At 70.9% G+C, this 22844-nt stretch carries 17 protein-coding genes; 10 read left to right on the forward strand and 7 right to left on the reverse strand.

The genetic code is table 11. From position 1 onward, the window contains the following. The first annotated feature begins 136 nt into the window (after positions 1-136). Positions 137-343 carry a cold-shock protein gene (locus MYMAC_RS29310; protein ID WP_011555986.1) on the forward strand — a complete coding sequence of 69 codons (207 nt, stop codon included), beginning with the start codon at positions 137-139 and terminating at the stop codon, positions 341-343. 110 nt (positions 344-453) lie between these two features. On the opposite strand, the gene MYMAC_RS29315 is transcribed toward MYMAC_RS29310, so the two are convergent. Next, the gene (locus MYMAC_RS29315; RefSeq protein ID WP_095960467.1) at positions 454-2658 is read right to left on the reverse strand and encodes a S9 family peptidase; all 2205 of its coding nucleotides are present in this window, start codon (positions 2656-2658) and stop codon (positions 454-456) included. A 118-nt stretch (positions 2659-2776) separates the two neighbouring features. On the opposite strand from MYMAC_RS29315, the gene MYMAC_RS29320 reads away from it, so the two are divergent. Then, on the forward strand, positions 2777-3553 hold the full coding sequence (locus MYMAC_RS29320; protein ID WP_095960468.1) for a UPF0489 family protein: 777 nt from the start codon (positions 2777-2779) through the stop codon (positions 3551-3553). Between the two features lie 18 nt (positions 3554-3571). Here MYMAC_RS29320 and MYMAC_RS29325 read toward each other — a convergent pair whose 3' ends face one another. Beyond that, positions 3572-5347, reverse strand: a complete 1776-nt coding sequence (locus MYMAC_RS29325; RefSeq protein ID WP_013938272.1) for a BamA/TamA family outer membrane protein — start codon at positions 5345-5347, stop codon at positions 3572-3574. 143 nt (positions 5348-5490) lie between these two features. Between MYMAC_RS29325 and MYMAC_RS29330 the strand changes: the two genes are divergently transcribed. Then, the gene (locus tag MYMAC_RS29330; RefSeq protein ID WP_095960469.1) at positions 5491-6753 is read left to right on the forward strand and encodes an endonuclease; all 1263 of its coding nucleotides are present in this window, start codon (positions 5491-5493) and stop codon (positions 6751-6753) included. Here MYMAC_RS29330 and MYMAC_RS29335 read toward each other — a convergent pair. Continuing rightward, positions 6750-7619 carry an ABC transporter substrate-binding protein gene (locus tag MYMAC_RS29335; RefSeq protein ID WP_095961727.1) on the reverse strand — a complete coding sequence of 290 codons (870 nt, stop codon included), beginning with the start codon at positions 7617-7619 and terminating at the stop codon, positions 6750-6752. The genes MYMAC_RS29330 and MYMAC_RS29335 overlap by 4 nt on opposite strands. Before the next feature lie 257 nt (positions 7620-7876). On the opposite strand from MYMAC_RS29335, the gene MYMAC_RS29340 reads away from it, so the two are divergent. The 4 genes from MYMAC_RS29340 (at position 7877) to MYMAC_RS29355 (ending at position 13835) form a co-directional block, all read left to right on the forward strand. Then, entirely contained in the window at positions 7877-9511 is a 1635-nt protein-coding gene (locus tag MYMAC_RS29340; protein ID WP_095960470.1) for a serine/threonine-protein kinase, read from the forward strand. After that, positions 9511-12030 carry a TonB-dependent receptor domain-containing protein gene (locus MYMAC_RS29345; protein ID WP_043710382.1) on the forward strand — a complete coding sequence of 840 codons (2520 nt, stop codon included), beginning with the start codon at positions 9511-9513 and terminating at the stop codon, positions 12028-12030. The genes MYMAC_RS29340 and MYMAC_RS29345 overlap by 1 nt, the downstream gene beginning before the upstream one ends. Next, positions 12027-13268 (forward strand): hypothetical protein, encoded by a 1242-nt coding sequence (locus MYMAC_RS29350; RefSeq protein WP_095960471.1) that lies wholly within the window; start codon positions 12027-12029, stop codon positions 13266-13268. The genes MYMAC_RS29345 and MYMAC_RS29350 overlap by 4 nt, the downstream gene beginning before the upstream one ends. Positions 13269-13355: 87 nt before the next feature. Then, positions 13356-13835 carry a response regulator gene (locus MYMAC_RS29355; RefSeq protein WP_013938266.1) on the forward strand — a complete coding sequence of 160 codons (480 nt, stop codon included), beginning with the start codon at positions 13356-13358 and terminating at the stop codon, positions 13833-13835. Between the two features lie 28 nt (positions 13836-13863). On the opposite strand, the gene MYMAC_RS29360 is transcribed toward MYMAC_RS29355, so the two are convergent. The 4 genes from MYMAC_RS29360 to MYMAC_RS29375 form a co-directional block, all read right to left on the reverse strand. Continuing rightward, a complete protein-coding gene (locus tag MYMAC_RS29360; RefSeq protein WP_095960472.1) occupies positions 13864-14490 on the reverse strand; it encodes a protein-methionine-sulfoxide reductase heme-binding subunit MsrQ in 627 nt (208 codons plus the stop codon). An 11-nt stretch (positions 14491-14501) separates the two neighbouring features. Further along, positions 14502-15491 (reverse strand): protein-methionine-sulfoxide reductase catalytic subunit MsrP, encoded by a 990-nt coding sequence (gene msrP, locus MYMAC_RS29365; RefSeq protein WP_095960473.1) that lies wholly within the window; start codon positions 15489-15491, stop codon positions 14502-14504. A gap of 33 nt (positions 15492-15524) precedes the next feature. Further along, positions 15525-16313 (reverse strand): fatty acid desaturase, encoded by a 789-nt coding sequence (locus MYMAC_RS29370; protein WP_095960474.1) that lies wholly within the window; start codon positions 16311-16313, stop codon positions 15525-15527. Between the two features lie 79 nt (positions 16314-16392). After that, positions 16393-18087: a dipeptidyl-peptidase 3 family protein gene (locus tag MYMAC_RS29375; RefSeq protein WP_095960475.1), complete on the reverse strand. Its 1695-nt coding sequence runs from the start codon at positions 18085-18087 to the stop codon at positions 16393-16395. Positions 18088-18251: 164 nt separating this feature from the next. Between MYMAC_RS29375 and MYMAC_RS29380 the strand changes: the two genes are divergently transcribed. From MYMAC_RS29380 to MYMAC_RS29390, 3 genes are all read left to right on the forward strand, one after another. Beyond that, positions 18252-19067, forward strand: coding sequence for a carbohydrate-binding protein (locus MYMAC_RS29380; RefSeq protein WP_095960476.1), 816 nt, complete (start codon positions 18252-18254; stop codon positions 19065-19067). Positions 19068-19166: 99 nt separating this feature from the next. Further along, positions 19167-21125, forward strand: a complete 1959-nt coding sequence (gene htpG, locus MYMAC_RS29385; RefSeq protein ID WP_013938260.1) for a molecular chaperone HtpG — start codon at positions 19167-19169, stop codon at positions 21123-21125. Between the two features lie 181 nt (positions 21126-21306). Continuing rightward, a complete protein-coding gene (locus MYMAC_RS29390; protein WP_095960477.1) occupies positions 21307-22800 on the forward strand; it encodes a hypothetical protein in 1494 nt (497 codons plus the stop codon). Positions 22801-22844: the final 44 nt, after the last annotated feature.

The following is a 22844-nucleotide window of genomic DNA, read 5'->3' on the forward strand; positions in this document are numbered from 1 at the left end:
AAGCCTTGCATTCCTGGCGGCCGGCTGGACTTCCAGCCGGCCGTTTCACTACAACTGGGAGTGTCTCCCGGTTGTCGGGGGGCGGGAAGAACGGGCGGCTCTCCTCGCGCCGCCCCGCAAGACTGAAGGAAGCGCAATGGCAACCGGTACCGTGAAGTGGTTCAACGACGCGAAGGGCTTTGGCTTCATCACCCAGGACGGCGGTGGTGAGGACGTGTTCTGCCACCACACCGCCATCAACATGGACGGCTTCCGCACCCTGGCCGAGGGCCAGAAGGTGGAGTTCGAAGTCACCCGTGGTCCCAAGGGCCTGCAGGCGCAGAACGTCCGCGCCGCCGGCTAACGCGTCCGTCAGCCACTCCGTCCGGACTGGCCGATGAAAAGAGGCCCGGCCCCACCATCAGGGGGACCGGGCCTCTGGTTTCTTCAGGGCCCCGGAGGGCCGCTCGCGGCCTACAGGTGGCGCTTGAAGTGGTCCATGACGCGCTCCCACTGGCGCTCGGTGACGAGCGGGTCGGGCACCATGTGCGTCAGGCCGCTGAGCGGCAGCAGGTCGTGCGGCTTGCCGGCGCGGAAGAGCGCGTCGCTCAGCTTCAGCGTGTGGAAGAAGTACACGTTGTCGTCCGCGGTGCCGTGGATGAGCAGCAGCTTGCCCATGGGCTTGTCCTGCTGCGCGTACGTCAGCAGCGAGCTCTTCTCGTAGGCCTCCGGGCGCTGCTGCGGCACGCCCAGGTAGCGCTCGGTGTAGTGGGTGTCGTAGTCCAGCCAGTCCACCACCGGCGCGCCGGCCACGCCGGCCTTGAAGATGTCCGGGCGCTTGAGCACGCCCAGGGCGGCCATGTACCCGCCGAAGCTCCAGCCGGAGATGCCCACGCGGTTCAAGTCAAGCTCCGGGACGACCTTGGCCAGCTCCTTGATGGCGTCCGCCTGGTCTTCGATGGTGACGCCGGCGAAGTCGCCCTTCACCTCGCGCTCCCACTTCGCGCCGCGCAGCGGGGTGCCGCGGCCGTCAATCTTCACGACGAGGAAGCCCTGGTCCGCCACCCACTGCGACATCAGGTGCGCGGCCATGCTCTGGTGGACCACGGTGGTGGTGGGGCCGCCGTACACCTCCACGATGACGGGCAGCTTCTTGCCGGGCTTGAAGTCGCGCGGGCGCACCAGCGAGGTCCAGAAGCGCCGCGGGCCCACCTGCCGCAGCTCCACGTTGGGCGTGTAGGGCGGCTCCTTGGCCACCGAGGGCAGCTCGCCCACGCGGGTGCCGTCACCGCGCACCACCAGCGTCTTGGGCATGGACTTGAGGCCATGGGCGTTCATCACCACCAGCGCGCCGCGCTTGGACACCGCGCCCGACTCGATGTCACCGCCCGCCGTCACCTTCTCCGGGGCGCCGCCGTCCTTCACGCGCCACAGGTGGCTCTGCGTGGGGTTGGGGCCGCCGTTGAAGTAGAGCGTGCCGCTCTCCTGGACGTAGCGCGCCAGCGAGCGGAAGCCCGCGTCCGGCTTCACCAGGCTGCGCGCCAGCGAGCCGTCCGCCTTGCGCAGCTCCACCTCCGGGCCGCCGTTGCGCTCGGTGTACCAGAGGAAGCCGCTGCCATCGTCCAGCCACAGCGGGAAGGCCTGCTCCAGGTTGAGCCAGGCGCTGTCCGTCTCCGTCAGCAGCTCCCGCGACTTGCCCGTGCGCGGGTCCACCGCGAGCAGCTTCTGCTCCGTCTGCTCCCGGTTCTGCACCAGCACGGTGAGCGGGCCGCGCTCGGGCCACCGCACGGTGGCCAGGTACGGGTACTTCGCCGCGTCCCACTGCGCCCACACGGTGCGCCCGCCCGTGACGGGCGTAATCCCCAGGCGCACCTTGGCGTTGGCCTTGCCGGGGCGCGGGTACGCGAAGTCCTCGCCGCCGCGCTCGGGGTGCATCACGTCGACGATGGTGAGCTTCTCCACCTCCGTCGTGTCCGCCTCCGTGTACGCGATGGACTTCGCGTCCGGGCTCCACCAGTAGCCGGTGAAGCGGCCCATCTCCTCCTGGGCGACGAACTCGGCCACGCCGTGCGACTTCGCCTCGGTGCCGCCCTTGGTGACGCGCCGCTCGCGGTTGGCCGCCACGTCGATGCGGTACACGTCGTGCTCCCGCACGTACGCCACCTGCTTGCCGTCCGGGGAGAAGCGCGGGTCCAACGTGCCGGGGCCCGTCTTCAGCTCCGTCACCTTGTTGCCGGCGCGCTCCACCACGTAGAGGCGGCCGGACAGCGGCACCAGCAGGCGGTTGCCGTCCTCGGACACCTGGAAGCTGGTGAAGCCCCGGGCGCTGACGCGCATGCGCTCACGGCGGGCCTTCTCCTCCGGCGTGAGGGTCTCCTCGGCGCCCTTGAGGATGGCCTCGGGCGTGAGCAGCTCGCGCGTCTGTCCGCTCTCCACGTCGAACGCGTAGAGCGTCTGCACGTTGGACGTGGGCTGGGTGCGGAGGAAGAGCACGCTCTTCTCGTCGGGGGTGATGCGCACGCCGCCGGGCCGGCCGCTCATGAAGCGGCGCGTCTCCGAGAACTGGCGCAGGAAGGGGTCTTGCGACCGCTGCGTCTTGGACATGGTCAGGGGCTTCTGCTCCTGGGCGAAGGACGAGGCGCTCGCAAGCAGGAGCGCGGCGGTGAGGACGTGGCGCATGCGTCGTCGAATCCCCGCGAAGGGCGGGGCTCCTTTCGTGGAAAGGTGCAGGGCAGCCTACACTCGGCGGCCGCGCGGCCGGAGCAAACGCCTGGCACGCTGGAGGATTCCCGACGCAATGGAAACGCAAGACGACGCCCCGCGGCACCTGCGCCTGGCCGGCGTCATCCGCCTGGGCCTGGGCGGCGGGCGGGGCCCCCAGGACGCCTATGTGTTCGACCCGCACCGGCTCGCCCTGCCCGCCTGGGCCTGCGCCCTGGGTGACACGGGAGGCCCCGCCCTCCTGGTGAGCCTGGACCGGCACCTGGACACCGTGGTGCCCCGGGCCCCCGCCGCCGTGCCGGACCGCGCGGCCGGGCTGCGCGCGCTGGACGAGCACGCCCGCTATGCGTTGGACGTCCGCAACTATGACCACATCCTCGCGGCCATGGAGGCGGGGCTGGTGGGGGACGCGCTGCTCATCGCCCGCGCCCGCCCCCGCGGCGCCTTCGCCGGGGACACCTACGTGGACAGCCGCGGCCGGCCGCACCGGCTGGTGGCGGTGCCCACCGTGGACCGGGCGGCGGAGGCCTACAGCCGCCCGGCCCCCGGCGACGCGGTGCGCGACGTGCTGGACGCGGCCGGGCGGGTGCTGCTGGACGTGGACCTGGACTGCTTCACCTCGCTGAGCGACGCGGACCCGACCACCGTGCTGCCCTGGCCCCAGCAGGTGATTCGCGAGTTCCTGCTCCCGGAGGACTCGGAGCCCTTCTGGGACGCGGTGCTGGGCAAGACGGTGGCGCTGACGCTGGCGCGCGAGCCGCACCACTGCGGCGGGCTGCTCGCGTCCGGGGCGCTGTTCCGGGACGCGGCCCAGGTGCTGTTCCGGGAGCTCCTGCGCACCGAGCCCCCGTAGGCCCCAACATCCTGCCCGCTACAGCGGCGTCTCCATGAAGTTGGGCCGCACGTCCGTCATCTGCCCGCCCGCGAAGGAGAAGCGGCTGCCCACCGGCGGCCGGGAGTCGTTGAGCACGTAGCCGAAGTCCACGCGGAAGGGCAGGACGTTGAACTGAGGGAAGAGCAGCCGCAGGCCCGCGCCCACCGTGTGCACCATGGCCGGCCTGTCGTTGAAGGCGCTGCCCGAGTCCCAGAAGAGCACGCCGCCCAGGTGCACCGTCTTCACCACGACGGGCCGGCTGCGGTACTCCAGGTTGAAGAGCAGCAGCCGCCGGCCGGAGTACGCGTCCGCGCCCGCGCCGCGCAGGCCGTTGGAGCCGCCCAGCAGGTGGATGCGCTCGAAGAGGTCGTCGATATTCACGTCCAGCAGGCCGCGCGCCACGAAGCGGCCGCCCAGCACCTTGGGGGACACCTCAATCAGCTCCGCCGCCCAGCGCCGGTTGGTCCATGCCCCGCGGGGCCCCAGCGGCCGGCGGATGGCGCCCGACAGGGACGCGGTGGTGAGCGTGTCCCCCAGCCGCAGGCGGTAGCGCAGCGCCAGCCCGCCCTCCACGAAGTGGCTCTGCTCGCCGAACACGGGCGGCGCGTAGCGCAGGGTGGCGGACACCCAGTGCCCCATCTGGAAGTCCTCGGCCAGGACGTACGAGTCCACGTCCCGCAGCACCTCGTAGCGCGCGTCGAAGGCGCGCAGGCTGAGGCCCACGTAGCCGGCGTCCTCCGCGCGCGGCAGGTAGTTGCGGTTGAACCACTCCGACTGCTCCGGGGAGAGCCCGGAGGACAGCGGCGCGCCATAGCCGTAGTGGTACGCGCCCACCGTGCCGCCCACGTTCCACTTGTAGCGGGTGCCCAGCGAGCGCGTGTACGAGAAGCCGCCCACCACCTCTTCGGTCCGGTAGACGTAGGGCACCGCGGGCCCGCCGGGGAATGGCAACTGCCAGATGGAGGCGCCCCGGTAGACGCGGTTGGTCTCCACGTTCCACGCCACGGAGGCGCTGGCGCTCCACGGCGTGGACAGCGAATACAAGGGCCGGCTCACCGCGAGGTTGCCGCGCGAGCCCTCCGTCTTGCCCGTCTCCCGGCCCTGGATGACGGCGATGGACTCGCTGAGCGACCAGCGGCTGCCCAGCACGCGCGGGTCGGTGTAGCTCTGCCCCAGGCTCAGGGTGTCCTGCCGCAGCACGAAGTCCACGGCGATGCGCTTGCCGCGCCCCAGGAAGTTCTGCTCCGTGCCCTGCAGCTTCAGGTACTGGAGCAGCGACCCCACCGCCGCGAAGTCGCTGTTGAGCCGCAGCGACCAGATGTCCTTGGTGACGGCCATCAGCGCCACCGTGTCCGGCGTGCGGCCCTTCACCGGCACCAGGCGCACCATGGAGAACAGCCGCAGCCCCCGCAGGTTGCGCGCCGTCTCCTGGGCGAGCTGCTCCGAGTAGGGCTTGCCCACCTCCAGCAGCACCTCGCGCCGCACGACGTCGTCCCGCGTCCGCGCATGGAAGATGTTGAGGAAGTCCGGGAAGGGGTCTATCTCCGCCACCACGTCCTCGGTGGCCACCAGCACCTCTTCCAGGACCTTGCCGTCCGGAGACGGCTCCAGCTCCCGCCCGTGACGGGCCAGGGCCTCCTCAATCAGCGCGTCCTCGTAGTTGTCGATGGCCGATTCGACCCCCTGCGCGGGCGCGTCGGAGGCGCCCTCCGTGGAGGAAGGCGCGGCCGCGAGGGACGTGGCAACGAGCAGCGCAGGCAGCGAAAGCGGCACGCAGGCATCCTGTCATGAGCCCCGGCATTGCCCCTGGACAATGCCGCGCTCTGTTACATCGCTGGATTTCCCGTTTTCACGGTCGCGTCAAAAATATCCATGGGGGAAGCAACCGCGAAGCCCACCGGGTGGATAATGGCGGCATGACCAGCGTCGTCGGCCCCCGCCGCTCGCCCCTCCTCGCTCGCCCGACCACCGAAACCGCCCGTGAGACGGCGTCCTCCCCCCGGACGACCGCTGCCGCGGGCACCAGCTCGTTCCAGCCCGCGCGGCCGGGACTCGGGGGCGCCACGCCCTCGATGCTGACGAAGCTCGGCGCGGAATTCGTTCCCCAGACGCCCTCCGCCACGCAGGCGGCGGCGGCCAACCTGAAGGCCGCGGTGGGCGCACGCGCGGCGTCGCTGGTCCACAGCACCACGCCCAACGCGGACATCAAGGACCACACCACCATCGAGAGCACCATCGACGTCCCCGGGGACGCCACGGTGGAGTCGCTCAAGCTGAACCTGGACATCGAGCACACCTACCGGGGCGACCTGAAGGTGACGCTGACCGCGCCGTCCGGCAAGAGCGCGGTGGTGTCCAACCGTCAGGGAGGTTCGGCGGATGACCTGGCGGGCGCCTTCGACCTGTCCGCGTTCAAGGGCGAGCCCACGAAGGGCGCCTGGACGCTGGAGGTGCAGGACGCGGCGCGCGGCGACACCGGCACGCTGAAGTCCTGGGGCCTGGACATCACCCCCGAGACGCCCGTCACCGAGCCGGAGGAGCCCGAGGAGCCCGAAGGGGGCCTCTTCGAGGGCCTCCGCGACGGGGCGCTGCTGGACGCGCTCCAGGACTACTCGTCCGGCAAGAGGACGGTCAGCTACAACGAGGCCCGCCGGCTGATGTTCTCCAGCCTGGACGTGAACGAGAGCGGAAACGTCGTCTGCGTCTACACGGGCGCCGAGGTCAAGGGCGGCAAGATTCCCAACAACTCGGTGATGAACACCGAGCACACCTGGCCCCAGTCGAAGGGCGCCACGGGCTCCGCCAAGAGCGACCTGCACCACCTCTACCCCACCGACAGCAAGGCCAACTCCCGCCGCGGCAACTTCCCCTTCGGCGTGGTGGTCAACGAGCGGTGGAGCCAGAACGGCGCGAAGTTCGGCACCGACGCGCGCGGCAACATGGTCTTCGAGCCGCCCGACTCCCACAAGGGCAACGTGGCGCGCGCGATGTTCTACTTCTCCGCCACGTACAACAAGTCCATCTCCAACGACGAGGAGGCGGTGCTCAAGGCGTGGAACAAGCTCGACACGGTGGACTCCGCCGAGGTCGAGCGCAACCGCCGCATCTCCGACATCCAGGGCAACTCCAACGCCTTCGTCGAGGACGCGGCGCTGGCCGACCGCATCAAGGACTTCTAGGCCCCCGCCGAGCGCAGCTCCCCGGCGCGCAGGGGCGGCAGCTTCTCGCCCCGCGCCACCGCCGCCACGATTCGCGCCAGCCGGTCCACGCCGTCCGACAGGGCGGCCGGCCCCGGCTGGAGGATGAGCGAGCTCTTCACCTCGTAGAGCTGGTCATCCACCACCGCCCGGACCCCGGCCCACCCGGGGCGGGCGGCGATCTTCTCCCGCTTCGCCTTGCGTCCGCACCAGCTCGCGATGACGCCCTCGGGGTCGCGCCGCGCCACCTCCTCCGGCGTGAAGATGCGCCCCTGCGCCCCCTGCGAGGCGCGCGACTCCCGGCACACGTCCACGCCGCCCACCAGCTCCACCAGCTCCGAACACCAGCGGATGCCGGAGATGAGCGGCTCGTGCCACTCCTCGAAGAAGATGCGCGGCCTTCGTGGCAGCGACTCCGCCGCGTCCGCGTGCCGCTCCAGGTTCGACGTGAGCTCGGCCGCCAGCGCCTCGGCGGCCTCGGGCCGCCCCACCAGCGCGCCCGTCAGCCGCACGGCCTGGAGGATTTCGGCGATGGAGCGCTGGTTGAACAGGTAGACGGGCACGCCCCGCTTCGCCAGCTCGCGGCCGATGTCCGCCTGCAGGTCGGAGAAGCCCAGCACCAGGTCCGGCTTCAGCTCCAGGATGCGCTCGAAGTTCGCGTCCAGGAACGAGCTGACCCGCGGCTTCTTGCGCGCCTGGGGCGGGCGCACGGTGAAGCCGGACACGCCCACCACCAGGTCCTCCGCGCCCAGCCGGTAGAGCACCTCCGTCGTCTCCTCGGTGAGACACACCACGCGGCGGGGATGAGGGGGCGCTTGGGACAGCAGCTCGGACAGGCGGGCGTTCATGAGGGGCCGCACCCTAACGCGCTACGTGCCCGTAGCATCCAGCAGCGCGCCGGGAACGGACTTTCACCGCACTCCCAGTCACGCCGTGTCTGGTGTGTGTCACCTGTGAAACGTTGTCGCGCCCGAGCCGGATTCTCGGCCGGTGGCGCACTGCGCCAACCCGGCGGGTCGCTTGGGAGGTGGAGGATTGCAGTGCTAGCATCGGCCCCCATGTTCGACCGGCGTGTCACGTGCCTTACCGGTCGGTGGGGGCAGTCATGATGGAGAGCAACGCCCCGACGAATGGCGCCCCACCCGACGTCGCGGACCCCATGCTGGGCCGGGTCCTGAACGAGCGCTTCCGCATCCTGGAGACGCTCGGCGCCGGAGGCATGGGCCGCGTCTACAAGGCCGTGCAGTCACCGCTGGACCGGCTGGTGGCGCTCAAGGTGCTCAACCCGCAGTACGGCGAGGGCAAGGACCCCGGCTTCCAGAAGCGCTTCTTCCTGGAGGCCAGCGTCACCGCGAAGCTGCGCCACCCGAACACCGTCACCGTCATCGACTACGGCAAGACGGACGACGGCATCTACTACATCGCCATGGAGTACCTGGAGGGGCTGACGCTGGGCCAGCTCCTCACGCAGGTGGGCCCCCTGCCGTGGCCGCGCGCGCTCAACATCACCCAGCAGATCGCCCGCTCGCTGCGCGAGGCGCACAAGGTCGGCCTCATCCACCGCGACCTCAAGCCCGCCAACGTCATGGTCCTCAACCAGGAGACGGACCACGACGTGGTGAAGGTGCTCGACTTCGGCCTGGTGAAGTCCTTCATCGGTGACGCCGCGCCCATCCCGCAGGACACGTCGATTACGCAGGCGGGCATCATCCTGGGCTCGCCGCAGTACATGGCGCCGGAGCAGGCGCGCAACGTCGCCGACCCGCGCAGTGACGTGTACAGCCTGGGCGTGGTGCTCTATCAGATGCTGATGGGGCGGCCGCCCTTCCTGGCGGCGCAGAGCATCGACGTCATCGTCAAGCACATCAACGAGCTGCCGCCCGCCTTCGGCGCGCTCTACCCCGGCCATGGCATCCCCGGCGAGGTGGAGGCCCTGGTGATGAAGTGCCTGGCCAAGTCCCCCCCGGACCGCTACCAGTCCATGGACGAGGTCATGGAGGCCATGCGCCGCACCCTGTCCACGGTGGGCGTCAGCGGCGCCTTCAGCGGCGCGCGCTTCGCCGGCATCAGCGGCGTCGGCGGCGTCGGGGGCAGCGGCCCCATCAGCGGCCCCCACGGCAGCGGTCCCCACGGCGCGGCGGGCTCCGGCCCCGCCACCATGGCCCTGGACATCTCCGTGGAGGAGGCGCCGGAGAAGGGTGGCCGCAAGCCGCTGGGGCTGATCCTCGGCGGCGGCGCGCTGCTGGCGGGCCTGGGCGCGGCGCTGGTCGTGGCGCTGCGCCCCGCGGCCCCCACCGGCAGCCCGCCCACCCTGACTCCGCCCCCCGCGTCCCGGGCCGCGCCCGAGGCCGCCCCGCGGGAAGCCGCCGTGGCCGCGAGGCCGCCGGACGAGTCCGTGGCGGAGGCGTCCGACGAGGAGCTGGCCCTGGCGCCGCTGAGGCGGCGCACCGTGGAGCCGGTGCGCTTCCTCGTCGTCAGCGAGCCCATGGGCGCGCGCGTGACGTACCAGGGCAAGGACCTGGGCGAGACGCCCCTGAACCTCGAGGTGGCTCCGGCGGAGGGCGGCGTGGCGGAGGCCGTGCTGTTCTTCACCCTGGACGGCTACCAGCGCGCCCGCGGCGTCGCCAAGGGCGCGGGCCCCGAGGAGCGCTTCACGCAGAAGCTGCTGCCCAAGAAGAAGGCGAGCACGCGGCCCGCAAAGGCCCCAGACTCGTCGCCCTACAAGGACGACCCGTACTAGTGAAAACCCTGACAGCCTTCAAACGAGCGGGACTCCTCGCGATGTGTCTGTGCGCGGGGGAGGCCCTGGCGGACGCCCGCCTCGAGGCCCGCCGCCACTTCCGAAGTGGCATGAGCCTCATCGAGAAGAAGCAGTACGACGCGGGCATCGCGGAGCTCGAGGCCGCCTACGCCATCAAGCCGCACCCCAACGTCCTCTTCAACATCGCCCGCGCGTACCAGGACTCGGGCCGGCCCAGGGAGGCGCTGGAGCTGTACCAGCGCTACCTCGCCAGCAACCCGCCGGACGCGGCCACGGTGCTGCCCACCGTGGCCGCGCTGGAGGAGAAGCTGAAGACGGAGGAGGCGCAGGCCGCCGCGCAGGAGCCGTCATCGCTGCCCATGCCGCCGCCTCCGGCCGGCATGCAGTCGCAGCAGCAGCTGGGCGCCCTGCTGGAGCGGCTGGAGAAGGCCATCGAGCGGGCCGAGGCCATGCCGGTGGGCCCCACCGCCATCCCCGGCCTGACGCCCACCGGCGGCGCGCCCGGCGGCACGGACGACGCGGCCGGCGACACGGACCTGGGCGCGGTGCCCTACGAGGAACGCGTGGTGACGGCGAGCCGCCGCGCGCAGTCCTCGCTGGACGCGCCCAACGCCACCACCGTCATCACCGCCGAGGACATCCGCCTGTCGGGCGCCACCTCGCTGCCGGAGCTGCTGCGGCGCGTGCCGGGCGCGGACGTCATGGCCCTGGGCGTGGGCAGCGCCAACGTGTCGCTGCGCGGCTTCAACCAGCGCATCGCCAACAAGGTGCTGGTGCTGGTGGACGGCCGCACGGAGTACCAGGACTTCCTCGGCCTCACCATCTGGTCCTCCATCCCCATTGGCCTGGAGGAGATCGAGCGCATCGAGGTCATCCGCGGCCCGGGCAGCGCGCTGTACGGCGCCAACGCCATGCTGGGCGTGGTCAACATCATCACCCGCGCGCCCGGCACCGGCCCGCGCGCGCAGTTCAGCGTCACCGGCGGCACCGGCAACACCGCCGCGGGCTCCTTCATCAGCCATGGGGGCTCGGGCGCGCTGCGCTACCGCGCGGCGGCGGGCTACTCGCAGACGGACAAGTGGAGCCGGGACTACGCCAGCGGCCTGCCGGACGTGACGCTGCGCGGCCCCGACCCGGACCTGGGCGCCCGCGGCGCGCGCGCCTCGCTGTCCGCCGTGTACAGCTTCACGGAGGGCCGCCAGGTGGGCCTGTCCGGCGGGGTGAACCGCTTCACCACGGAAATCTATCCGCCGGGCCTGCTGCGCAACTACTTCATCGACGGCCTCAACGCCTTCGCCAAGGGCGACGTGGAGCTGGGGCCGCTGAAGGTGAAGACGTTCTGGAACCACATCTCCAGCGACGCGGGCCCCCAGTACGAGGCCACCGGCCAGCGCTCGCTGGTGACGGCGCTCAGCTCCAACCTCTTCGGCGCGGAGCTGCTCTTCGCGCGTGACTTCGAGCTGGGCGGCACGCACCAGCTCAACGTGGGCGTGGAGGGCCGCCTCAAGCGCGTGGCCTGGGGAGACTACCTGGGCCCGCTGCGCGAGCAGGTGCACGCCGCCTTCTTCGTGCAGGATGAATGGCGCATCGTGGAGCCGCTGGCGCTGGTGGCCAGCTACCGCGTGGACCGGCACCCGCTGCTCGACCAGGGCACCCCGGGCCTGGCGCACTCGCCGCGCATCTCCGCGCTGTTCAAGCCCTTCGAGAACCACGCCTTCCGCGCCAGCGCGGCCTCCGCCTTCCGCGAGCCCACCTTCCTGGAGAGCTACACACAGCTCACGGTGCCCGTGCCGGGCATCAACGGCGTCAGCACGCTCACCACCGGCAACCCGCGGCTCCGCCCCGAGCGCCTCACCGCCTTCGAGCTGGGCTGGCGCGGCGAGTCCCCGGAGCTGGGCATCGACCTGGACGTGGCCCTGTACCAGAACACGGTGAGGGACCTCATCGGCCTGTCCGGGGTGACGCGCCTGCCGCCGGGCCAGTCGTATGACCCGGGCACCGGCTCTTACCTGCTGGGCAGCTCGTCCTTCACGAACGAGGACGCCGTCTACACCGCGCGCGGCGCCGAGGCCGGCGTCACCCTGGCGCCGGTGGACGGCCTGGGCCTGAAGCTGAGCGCGTCGCTGCAGGACGTGACCTCGGACCGCGAGGCGGAGGCCGAGTGCGGCCCCTGCAACCAGGCGCCGCAGTTCCGGCTGTACGGCGGCCTCACCTACCGCTCCCGCGCGGATTTGGAGTTCGGCGTGGACGCGGCCTACACGTCCGCCTCCACGTGGATTGAGCGCGAGCCCGCCGCGGCGGACCCCACGCGCATCGACCTGGTGTCCAACCCGCTGCGCGCCTACACCGTGGTGAACGCGCGCGTGGGCTACATGGCCGTCAAGGACACCGTCACCGTCGCGCTGGTGGGCAGCCACCTGGGCGGCGCGCACTCCCAGCACCCCTTCGGCAATCGCATCGAGCGGCGCGTCTACGCGACCCTGACGGTGACTCCATGAGCCGCCCCACCCTGTCCTCCTGGAAGCAAGCCGCGGGGGGCCTCGCCCTCGCGTCCGTCATCGGCCTGGGTTGCGAGTCCCCGCCCGTGGTGCCCACCGCCGACGTGCGGCAGAACACGCGCTCGGCGCGCATCGACGGCAGCCTGGTGGTCCAGTCGCGCGCGCGTGGCAACGCCATCGTGTTCCTCTACGACGCGGACCGCCCGCCGCCGCCGCAAGGCACCGGGCGGCCCATCACCTTCACCGTCGTCCCCGCCGCACAGCTCTTCGGCCCGGCGCTGACCAGCGACACGCCCGGGCCCTTCGTCGCGCCCTTCAGCTTCAGCCTGGTGCCCACGGGCCGCTACATGCTCCGGGGCTTCATCGACACGGACGGCTGCGCGACGGACGCCACCGAAGGCTGCCGCCGCTCCGACTTCAACCCCTGGTACGGCGTCACCAACGAGCCCAACGCGGGAGACGTGGGCGGCGCGGCGCTGGACGCCACCGGCAGGCCGCTCACGCTGGAAGTCGTGGCGGACGCGGACGGACAGCCCCAGCCCGTCAGCGGCGTGGCGGTGAGCGTCTCTGACACGGCGCGCGTGGTGAGAGACAGGCCCACGTTCCAGGTGGTGCAGGGCGACGGGCTGCTGGGCGGCGCGCCCAGGCAGCTCCGCCTCCAGCCGCTGGCCCTCCACGACGGCGTGGTGGACCAGCGCCCGGACGGCTTCGCGGTCAGCTACCTGGACGCCGACAACGACGGTGTCCCCGACGACGCCAACCAGGACGACAAACCCGATGGCCTCTGGCCGCGCGTGGTGGTGCGCAAGCTGGCGGACGACGCCAGCAACCTGGTGGACGAGAACGACCTGGACCGCGACGGCGTCCCGGATGACACCGGCGTGGATTACGCCCACGCCGATGGGACGCAGGACGGCCAGCCGGACGTCGTCGTGCTCGCCGCGCGCCTGGTGCCCGACAGCATCATCGCCGCACTGACGGATGAGAACGGCGACCCGCGCATGGAGGGCGCCGTCGTTCCCGAGCTGGTGGTGGAGGTGTTGCCTCAGGCCTTGGATGCCCGGGTATCAACGAACCCCGTGCCGCTGCGTGAGCTGCCCCGAGGTCGCTACGCGGTGGTGCTGATCCAACCCAGTGGACAGACATGGCGTGTGCCCAATGAACTGGCGCCCGCCCTCGCGTCTGGACTGGGACTTCCCGCTGTGGAAAGTCAGGCTTTCGTATTGGAAGTTCCCTGAGTGGCGGTGCTTTGACTTCGGACGCTCCATCCGCCAACATGCCCAGTGTTCCCCGGGGAACTGCCCACACTTGAGGTTGATGATCCGATGAAGGCCGGAACCCTCCCCGAGCCCCTCCCCCTCCGCACCACGACGACGGAGACGACCCGTCCCCTCGGGGCGCGCCCCGCCGCGGGCACGGCTCCGCAGCGCGTGCTGCTGGTGGATGACAGCCGCTCCATCCGCACGCTGTTGAAGATCTACCTCATGGCTCGCAACTTCGAGTTCCTCGAAGCCGAGTCCGCCGAGGAAGGCCTGAAGGTGTCGGAGGCGGAGCCGGTGGACCTGGTCCTCACGGACTTCCACATGGATGGGATGAACGGCGCGGACTTCGCCGCGCAGATTCGCGCCAGCGCCAACCCGCGGCTGGCCAAGGTGCCCATCCTGATGATGACGGGCGACCCGAACGTGGCGGAGGTGCGCGCCCTGGGTCAGAAGGCGGGCATCAGCGCCTTCGTCCGCAAGCCGGTGAGCTGCGCGCAGCTCATGACGCTGGTGGACACCATCCTCCCGCTGCCGCGCAAGTAGCGCGCCGCGCCCCTGGGCGCCGCTTCCCTCACGCCGGGTTCCGGGCCGCCGCCGCGGCGCGGGCCCGGCGTTTTCGCATCGCCTCACCCACGCGGATGGCCATGAGCAGCGCCAGCACCGCGCCATAGATGACCGGCTCGGTGAGGTCCTTCTTCACGCGCCACACGAAGTGCACCACGCCCAGCGCCGCGGCCAGGTAGGCCAGCCGGTGCAGGCGCTGCCAGCGCGGAAAGCCCAGCCGCCGCACCCAGCCCTTCGTCGACGTCACGGCCAGCGGCACCAGCAGCACCAGCGCGGCGAAGCCCACGGTGATGAAGGGGCGCTCGGTGACGTCCGCCCACAGCGTGCCCCACGCCAGCCCCTGATCCAACACCGCGTACACCCCGAAGTGCGCCACCGCGTAGGTGAAGGCCAGCAGGCCCAGCGTGCGCCGCACACGCGCGGGCCACGTCCACCCCGCCACCAGCCGCAGCGGCGTACACGCCAGGGAGGCCAGCAGCAGCACCAGCGCCAGCAGCCCCGTCTGGTGAAGCGCGGCTTCAATGGCGTTGGGCCCCAGTTCCCCCCGGGGCCCCTGCACGGCGAGCGTCAGCAGCGGAGACAGGCCCCCCACGACGAGCGCGGGGTTGAGCCAGGGATGGGGAGATGAGGCCATGGTGTGGGGGCTCAGTAGAACCGGCGCAGGTCCATGCCGGTGTAGAGGTGGGCCACCTGCTCCGCGTAGCCGTTGAAGGGCAGCGTGGGGCGGCGCTCGAAGTCACCGATGCGGCGCTCGCTGGCCTGGCTCCAGCGCGGGTGCGGCACGGCGGGGTTCACGTTGGCGTAGAAGCCATACTCGCGCGGCGCGGCCAGCCGCCAGGTCGTCATGGGCTCCTCGCGCGTGAGGCTGATGCGGACAATGGACTTGATGCCCTTGAAGCCATACTTCCACGGCACCACGAGCCGCAGCGGCGCGCCATTCTGGTTGGGCAACTGCCGGCCGTAGAGCCCGGTGGCCAGCAGGGTGAGCGGGTTCATCGCCTCGTCCAGGCGCAGGCCCTCCGTGTACGGCCAGTCCAGCAGGGCGCGGCGCTGGCCCGGCATCTGCTCCGGGTCCAGCAGCGTGGTGAAGGCGACGTACTTCGCGTGGCGGGTGGGCTCCACGCGCTTCAGCAGCGCCGCCAGCGGGAAGCCCAGCCACGGAATCACCATGGACCAGGCCTCCACGCAGCGCATGCGGTAGACGCGCTCCTCCAGGGAGAACCAGGACGTGAGCTGCTCCACGTCCACCGTCCGTGGCTTGTGCACCTCGCCGTCGATGACGACGCTCCACGGCCTGGGCTTCAGCGTGTGCGCGAAGCGGGCCGGGTCGTTCTTGTCCAAGCCGAACTCGTAGAAGTTGTTGTAGGTGGTGACGTCCTCGTAGGGCGTGGGCGGCTCGTCCGTGTCGAAGGGGCCCGCCGCCTTCACCACCGGCTGCGCCACCAGGCCCGCGTCCGGGACGAAGCGGTCCATGGGGCGCGTCTGCTTGCGCCCCAGCAGGTGCAGTCCTCCGGCGACGGCCACGGCCGTCCCCGCGAAGAGGCCCGCGTTCTTCAGCAGCTCGCGCCGCCGGAGGTACGTCTGCTCGGGGGTGACTTCGGAGCTGGGGGGCTCGGCGGGCGGCTTGTCACGCATGGCCCCTGTATAACGGCCCGGGCCGCCCGTGCGTTACCGGGCAGTGCCTTCCTGTCCCGGGAGCGTCCCGGCGCCCTGCGCCAGCGCGGCCTCGCGGGCCCGGGCGTCCTTCAAGCGCCACAGCCGCCACCAGGGCGTGCCCGGGGACTCGTGGTGCTCCCAGTGGTAGCCGAAGAAGAAGCACGACAGCAGGGCCCACAGGTGGTTGCGCGGCAGCGTGCGCGCGTGGTGCGGGGCCATGTCCGGCGTCTCCGGGCGCCGGTGCGGCAGGTAGGTGCCGAAGTAGAAGAGCTGCAGGGTGCCCAGCACCGAGGGCAGCACCCAGAAGACGAGGATGCGCGGCTGGGAGACGCCCAGGAAGAGCAGCACGTTGAACTTGGCCGCCATCACCCCAAGCTGGGGCAACGTCGTGTAGCGGGCCATGAAGGTCCCCAGCCAGGGCCAGAAGGACTGGCTGTGAGTGGAAAAGTCGGGGTCCTCCTCGCTCGTGGGGTGGGCATGGTGGGCACGGTGATTCACCACCAGCCGCCGGTAGGACAGCCCCGCGAAGAGGAAGCAGGCGACCGTGCCCACGGCCTCGTTCACCCAGCGCCGGCCGGACACCGTGCCGTGCATGGCGTCATGGCCGGTGATGAAGAGGCCCGTGCAAAGCCAGGCCTGGAGGGCGACGTGCAGCCAGGTGAGCGGCTCCACCCACGGCAGCGCCGCCCGTGTCAGCGCCCAGGCCAGGTGCGCACCCCAGGCGCCCATGACGATGAGCGCGATGACGACGCCCCAGGCTCCGGGCGGTGCGGGACGGCGGTGGCCGGCGGAAGTCTCCATCTCTCCTGCTTTCTGGTCATCCCGGGCCCGCCGCGCATGGGGAAAGTCCAGGCGGCGGGGCGGGGCCGCGAGCTGGCGCCTACTTCTTCACGTCGCGTACCAGCTCCTCCGCGGTGACGTAGCGGGGCGCGATGTCCACCGGCACGTCCTTGAGGCGCTCCAGCACGCGCTGGACGGGGGGACGCACCACGCCCTGCTTCGCCAGCAGCGCCTCGGCGGCCTTGCGGTCTCCGCGGCCCTGAAGCTCCATGAGCTGCTTCGTCAGCGAGATGACGGCCGGCTTCATCTTCGCCGGCACCACGGAGAAGGTGCCGTCCGCGTTCACCTTCACCGCGCCGGTGTCCAGGAAGTGGTTGAGCTGCACGGCGATGCCCTTGCCATGCGCCTCATCCACGCCGAAGCGGATGGAGCGGAAGGCGGAGGCCAGGAACGTGGTGTACATGGTCCGCTCCAGCGACTTGTCGATGACGCCGGTGTCCACCAGGCGCTGGAGCGCCCACAGGCCGGAGATGTCCGCCTTCGCCTCTTCAATGGCGCTGGAGGCCGCCTGGAGCTCCTTGCGCACGGTGGTGGCCTTGCCGCCCACGGTGATGTTGCTGGGCCCCAGGCCGTGCATCAGCTCGTGCATCAGGATGTGGGTGAAGAAGGCCTCGAAGGACACGTCCTTCTGGTCCGCCGGGGTGAGCGCCACCTTGGCGATGGGCAGCAGCACGCGCTCGAACTTGGCCTCCTGCACGTTCTTCAACATCACGCGCTTGGAGCCCATCTTCTCCGACACCCGCTCGTCGTTGGGCAGGTTGAAGGCGGCCGTCTGCACGCCCCGGTTGCCGTCACCGGAGGAGAACAGGCTGTTGATGACGCGGATGGGCGCCAGCGCCCCCAGCTTCGCGTTGCGCAGCTTCGGGTCGATGGGGAGGTTGTCCTCCAGCCCCTGGAGCTGGCCGCTGAACTTCGCCAGCTTCCGCGTCTCCGCGTCGTCGCGCAGGCCCACGAAGGCCTCGAAGGCGGCCTTGTAGTTGAACCACTCGTCCTCGTAGACCTCATAGGGCCCGATGGTGGGCTCGATGCTCGCGTCCAGCTCCATCCACGCCACCTCGCTGGCGTAGTAGTCGTTGGACAGGAACGCGTCCGCGCGCGACGTCAGGAACGCCTTCAGCGTGGGCTGCTTCGTGAGCGCGGCGGCCTCGCGCAGGAGCGCCGCGGCCCGCGCCAGCTCCCCCTGGTACTCCACGCTGTAGGGCACGGCGATGAAGCGGCCATCCGTGCCGCGACGGATGGTGGTGTAGAAGCCCGTGGCCTCCTTCTGCCGCGCCTCGGGCAGCGACTTCACCCACGCCGCCACCTGCGCCTGGGTGGCCCCGGCCGGGTAGAAGTTGGCGGACGCGGGCTTTGCCGGCACGCCGGGGATGAAGGGCCGCGCCTCGTCGAGGCTGCTCCACGGCCCCTTGTCCAACAGGAACGCGTGCAGCCGCGCGCGGCCCAGCGGCGTCTCGTCCTTCACCAGGTCCAGCAGCAGCGGCTCGTTGCCTGCCCACCGCTGGCGCAGGAAGAGCGTGTCCATCAGCTTCGAGGCCTGGACGATGCGGGCCAGGGCCTGGCGCTCGGACTCCGGCAGCGCCTTCAGGTCCACCCGGAGCTCCACCGGGGCGAAGCGCGCCGTCTGACGCTGGAGCTCCGCGGCATCCGGGAAGCGCGGGGGCGGCGTCTTCTCCGCGGCGGGGGCGGCGCCCGACAGCAGCGCCGCGCCGAGCAGGGACAGGAGGGTACGGTTCATGCCCCCTTCCCTACTCCAACCCAGGCCCACCCTCCCAGTGCTCCGCACACCCGAAAACCCAACCTCCGACATTTCCCCGCAAGTCGTGCCCACCCGGGAGTCAGGGGCGTGTGCCACCATGCGCGCGCCTGGATTGCCCCAGGCGTCCATCTTCGAGGCCCCTCATGACGCCCGCTTCCCACGCCCCCGCCGCATCCCCCTTCCGCTGGCAGGCCCTGCTCGGCGCGCTCGCCGCGCTGGCCCTGGGCTTCGTGGCCACCCCGGCCCGGGCCGGTGAGGAGATCCGGGTCCAGAAGGCGGTCAGCACCGTGAGCAGCCGCTATGGCCAGTCGTGGCAGGACGTCTCCATCACCCTGCTGGTGAAGAACCTCGCGTACCACAAGGAGGTCTCCGTCAGCATGAAGCAGCCGGACGGCACCTGGGCGGACCTGGCCGCGTCCTACGTGGGGCCCGCGGGCAGCGGCCTCTCCGGCCATGAAATCTGGAAGGTGACGCGCATGTACGCGAGCTGGGGCGTGGACCCGCAGCCCTCGCGCGACCTGGAGTTCGTGGCGAAGTACACCGTGGCGGGCCAGACGTACTGGGACACGAACGATTTCAACCACCACCGCGTGGGCCGGGGTGACGGGCCGTACCAGCCCTACAACCCGGTGCTGGTGGCCGCCAGCTTCTGGCGGGACAACGGCGACCTGGACGTCAGCATCGACGTGAAGAACCTGGCCTACGCCAAGAACGTGACGGTGGTGTACTCCACGGACGGCTGGGCCACCGCCCACGAGGCCCCCGCGGCCTATGTCTCCGGCTACACCTCCGGGTACGCCTACATCTCCAGCCCCAACGTCCAGGGCGTGGAGCGCTGGCAGGCCCACATCCCCGCCCTGCCCGGCAACGTGGTGCTCTTCGCGGTGCGCTACGAGGTGGGCGGCCAGACGTTCTGGGACAACAACTTCGGCGTGGACCACCAGCACACCCGGCCCTGAGCGGGCGGGCGGACGGTCCGGGCTCGACAAGCCGGTTTCCATGGTTAAGGGAAAGCGACGCTGGCGCCCCCTCCGGGCGCCCCGGAGGCCCCTGTCACCATGACCGTCGAAAACGCCCCCCAGCGGGAGACCCACGCCTTCCAGGCGGAAATCAACCAGCTCCTCAGCCTGGTCATCAATTCGCTCTACAGCCACAAGGAGATTTTTCTCCGCGAGCTGGTGTCCAACGCGTCCGACGCGCTCGACAAGCTCCGCTTCCGTGCCATCACCGAGCCGGAGCTGCTCGCGGACGAGCCCGCCCTGGAGCTGCGCCTCATCCCCGACGAGGCCAAAGGCACCCTCACCATCGAGGACACCGGCATCGGCATGACGCATGACGAGCTGGTGAAGAACCTGGGCACCATCGCCCACTCCGGCTCGCGGGAGTTCCTTGAGGCGCTGGCGCAGAAGGGCCAGCAGAAGGACATGCAGCTCATCGGCCAGTTCGGCGTGGGCTTCTACAGCGCCTATCTGGTGGCGGACCGCGTGGAGGTGGTCAGCCGCGCCGCGGGGAAGGACCCGGCCGCCTGGCGCTGGACGTCCGAGGCCAAGGGCTCCTTCACGGTGGAGCCGGCCGAGCGCGCCGCGCGGGGCACCTCCATCACCCTGCACCTGAAGGAGGACCAGAAGGAGTTCCTGGGCGAGTGGCGGCTGCGCTCGCTGATTACGCAGTACTCCGACTACGTGGGCCACCCCATCAAGCTCCAGGTGAGCAAGACGACGGGCACCGGCGACGACGCGAAGACGGAGACCTCGCTGGAGGTGGTGAACAAGGCCAGCGCCCTGTGGCAGCGCGCGAAGTCCGAAATCACCGACGAGCAGTACCAGGAGTTCTACAAGCACCTGACGCACGACTGGGAAGCGCCGCTGGCGTGGACGCACTTCAAGGCGGACGGCAACACCCAGTTCACCGGCCTGCTCTTCGTGCCCAAGCAGCCCCCGTTCGACCTGGACGCGCAGCAGCAGCGCGGGGTGCGGCTGTTCGTCAAGCGCGTGTTCATCATGGACCGCTGCGAGGAGCTGGTGCCGCAGTGGCTGCGCTTCGTGCGCGGCGTCATCGACTCGGACGATCTGCCGCTGAACGTGTCGCGCGAGCTGCTCCAGGACTCGCAGGTGGTGCGCGCCATCCGCAAGCACGTGGTGAAGAAGTCGCTGGACCTGCTGGAGAAGCTGGCCAAGGACAAGCCGGAGGACTACCTCACCTTCTGGAAGGCCTTCGGCACGGTGCTGAAGGAGGGCCTGGCCACGGAGGCGGAGCAGAAGGACAAGCTGGGCGGCCTGCTGCGCTACGAGAGCTCGCGCGACGAGGGGCTGACGTCCCTGGCGGACTACGTGGGCCGCATGAAGGAGGGCCAGGAGGCCATCTATTACGTCTACGGCGAGTCCCGGAAGGCGGTGGCGGACAGCCCCCACCTGGAGGCGCTGAAGCAGCGCGGCTTCGAGGTCCTCTACATGACGGACCCGGTGGACGAGTGGGCCGCGCAGGGCCTGCGCGAGTTCCAGGGCAAGCCGCTGGTGTCCGCGCTCCAGGCGGACCTGAAGCTCCAGTCCACCGACGAGCAGAAGAAGGAGCAGGAGCAGCAGGCCGAGGGGCTGAAGACGCTCACCGCGAAGATGAAGGACGTGCTCCAGGAGTCGGTGCGCGAGGTGCGCGTGTCGGACCGCCTGACGGACTCGCCCGTGTGCCTCGTGGTGCCCGAGGGCGGCTCTCCGGCCTACCTGGAGCGCCTGCTCCAGCAGCGCGGCCGGGGCATGGGCATGCCGCGCGTGAAGCGCATCCTGGAGGTGAACCCCAAGCACCCCGTCATCGAGCACCTGAAGGCCGTGCATGAGAAGGACCCGGCCGCGGCCCAGGTGGCGGAGTGGATCGAGCTGCTGCACGACCAGGCGCTGCTCACCGAGGGCAGCACCATCGCCGACCCCAACCGCTTCGCCCGCCGCATGACGGGGCTGCTGACGCAGGTGGCCGCCCTGGCTGCGGCGCCGACGCAGGCCCCCACCGCGACGACGGCGAGCTGAAGCCCCTTTCGGGGCCGTGCGCCTCCTCCCACGCAGGGAGGGGGCGCCGCCTGCTCCTGGAGGGAACGCTCATTCCGGGCGGCCTGTCCGCCGAGGCGCGGGGCATTCCGGACCCGGGGGATCGGCTTTCCCGGGGACTGTCGGCTATCGTCCATCGCCATATCGAGGGGAGTCCGCCGACATGAAGCGAGCAGTCCTGGGGTTGATCGCCGCCGTGGTCCTGAACGCGTGCGCCGCGCACGAGAAGACGGGAGACCGCGCCGCGGCCGTGGGTGATTGGAAGGCCGCGTATACGTCCTACCGGCAAGCGCTGGCGAGCGAGCCGGACAGCCCCGAAATCAAATCCAAGTTCGAATCGGCCCGCACCAAGGCGCTCCAGGACGCGCAGCAGCGGGCGCAGACGTGCGCGCAGGTGAATGACTGGGGCTGCGCGCTCGCCGAGTCCGACTTCGCCCTGTCGGTGGAGCCGGGCAACGCGGAGATTGCCTCGTTCCGGGCGCACGCGGCGCAGCAGGTGGCGATGGGGCAGTTGGACACCGCCGCGCAGCAGGCGCAGCAGGGGCAGTACGCGGACGCCGCCGCGCTGATGGACCGGGCGCTGCAGCTCTCCCCGGCGCCCGAGGTGAAGACGCAGGCGGACGGCGTGCGGAGCATCATCGTCACCCAGGGGCGCGCCCAGGCGGACCGGCACCTGCACGAGGGCAACTTCATCGCGGCGCATGAGCTGGCGCAGTTGGTGCTGCGGCTGGACGGCTCCGCGTCGGCGTGGGCGCAGCACATCGCCAACGAGTACGAGCACTTCATCACCGAGGAGGTCGAGCGGCTGTCGCGCGAGGGTGACGCCGCGCGGGCGCAGCACGACTGGAACCGGGCGCAGCAGAGCTACGCCGCCGCGCTGAGCCTGCGGCAGGGTGGCCGGGCGCAGCCGCTGGAGGAGTACGTGCGCCACATGGCCCTGGCCGACCAGCGCATCGCGGGCCGGGACTGGAACGGGGCGGCGGACGCCTACCACGTGGCGCTGCGCACGGGGCAGGACGACGGCTTCGCCACCCACCAACTGGAGCGGGTGCAGTTGCGTCCCTACCGCTTCGTCGTGCACTCGATTCTGGTGACGCCGGGCCGGCCGGACGGCCGGACGTGGGTGGGCCCGTCGAACGACATCTTCGTGCGGCTGGCCAACCGCGTCACCCAGATGGTCCGGCAGCGCGGCATGACGGAGCTGGTGAAGGACCTGGCCATGAGCATCCCGCATGAGAACCGCCCGCGGCTGCGCATCGAGGTCCACCACCCGGACGGCATGCACCTGACGACGCAGGCGCGCAACGGCATCTATTCTGACTACGAAGCGGAGTTCGTCGCCGTCGCCAACGCGTTCGACGACCGGCGCGTCGGCTTCCAGGTGTACATGGACGGGCCGCACGGCAGCGAGCTGCTGGGCTCGGTGGACATCCCCGTGCACGAGCTGGTGGAGCGCCGCGACGTGGCGCTGGAAGGCGCCTCCATCATGTCGCTGCGGTTGAGCGCCGTGCAGGACGGCCGTCAGCCGGGCCCCTACGGCGGCATGGCGCACGTGGTGCCCGCGCCGCCGCCGGGTGCGCAGCCGCCGCCCGGGGTGAAGCCGCCCGGTGCGCGGCCGCCGCCGCCGGGACGCCAGCTCGCCGCGCCGACGCACTGACGTTTTTCGAGGCCGGAGTGCGCCTGGAGCGTCATTCCAGGCGT

The organism is Corallococcus macrosporus DSM 14697 (assembly GCF_002305895.1).
Classification (GTDB): Bacteria; Myxococcota; Myxococcia; order Myxococcales; family Myxococcaceae; genus Myxococcus; species Myxococcus macrosporus.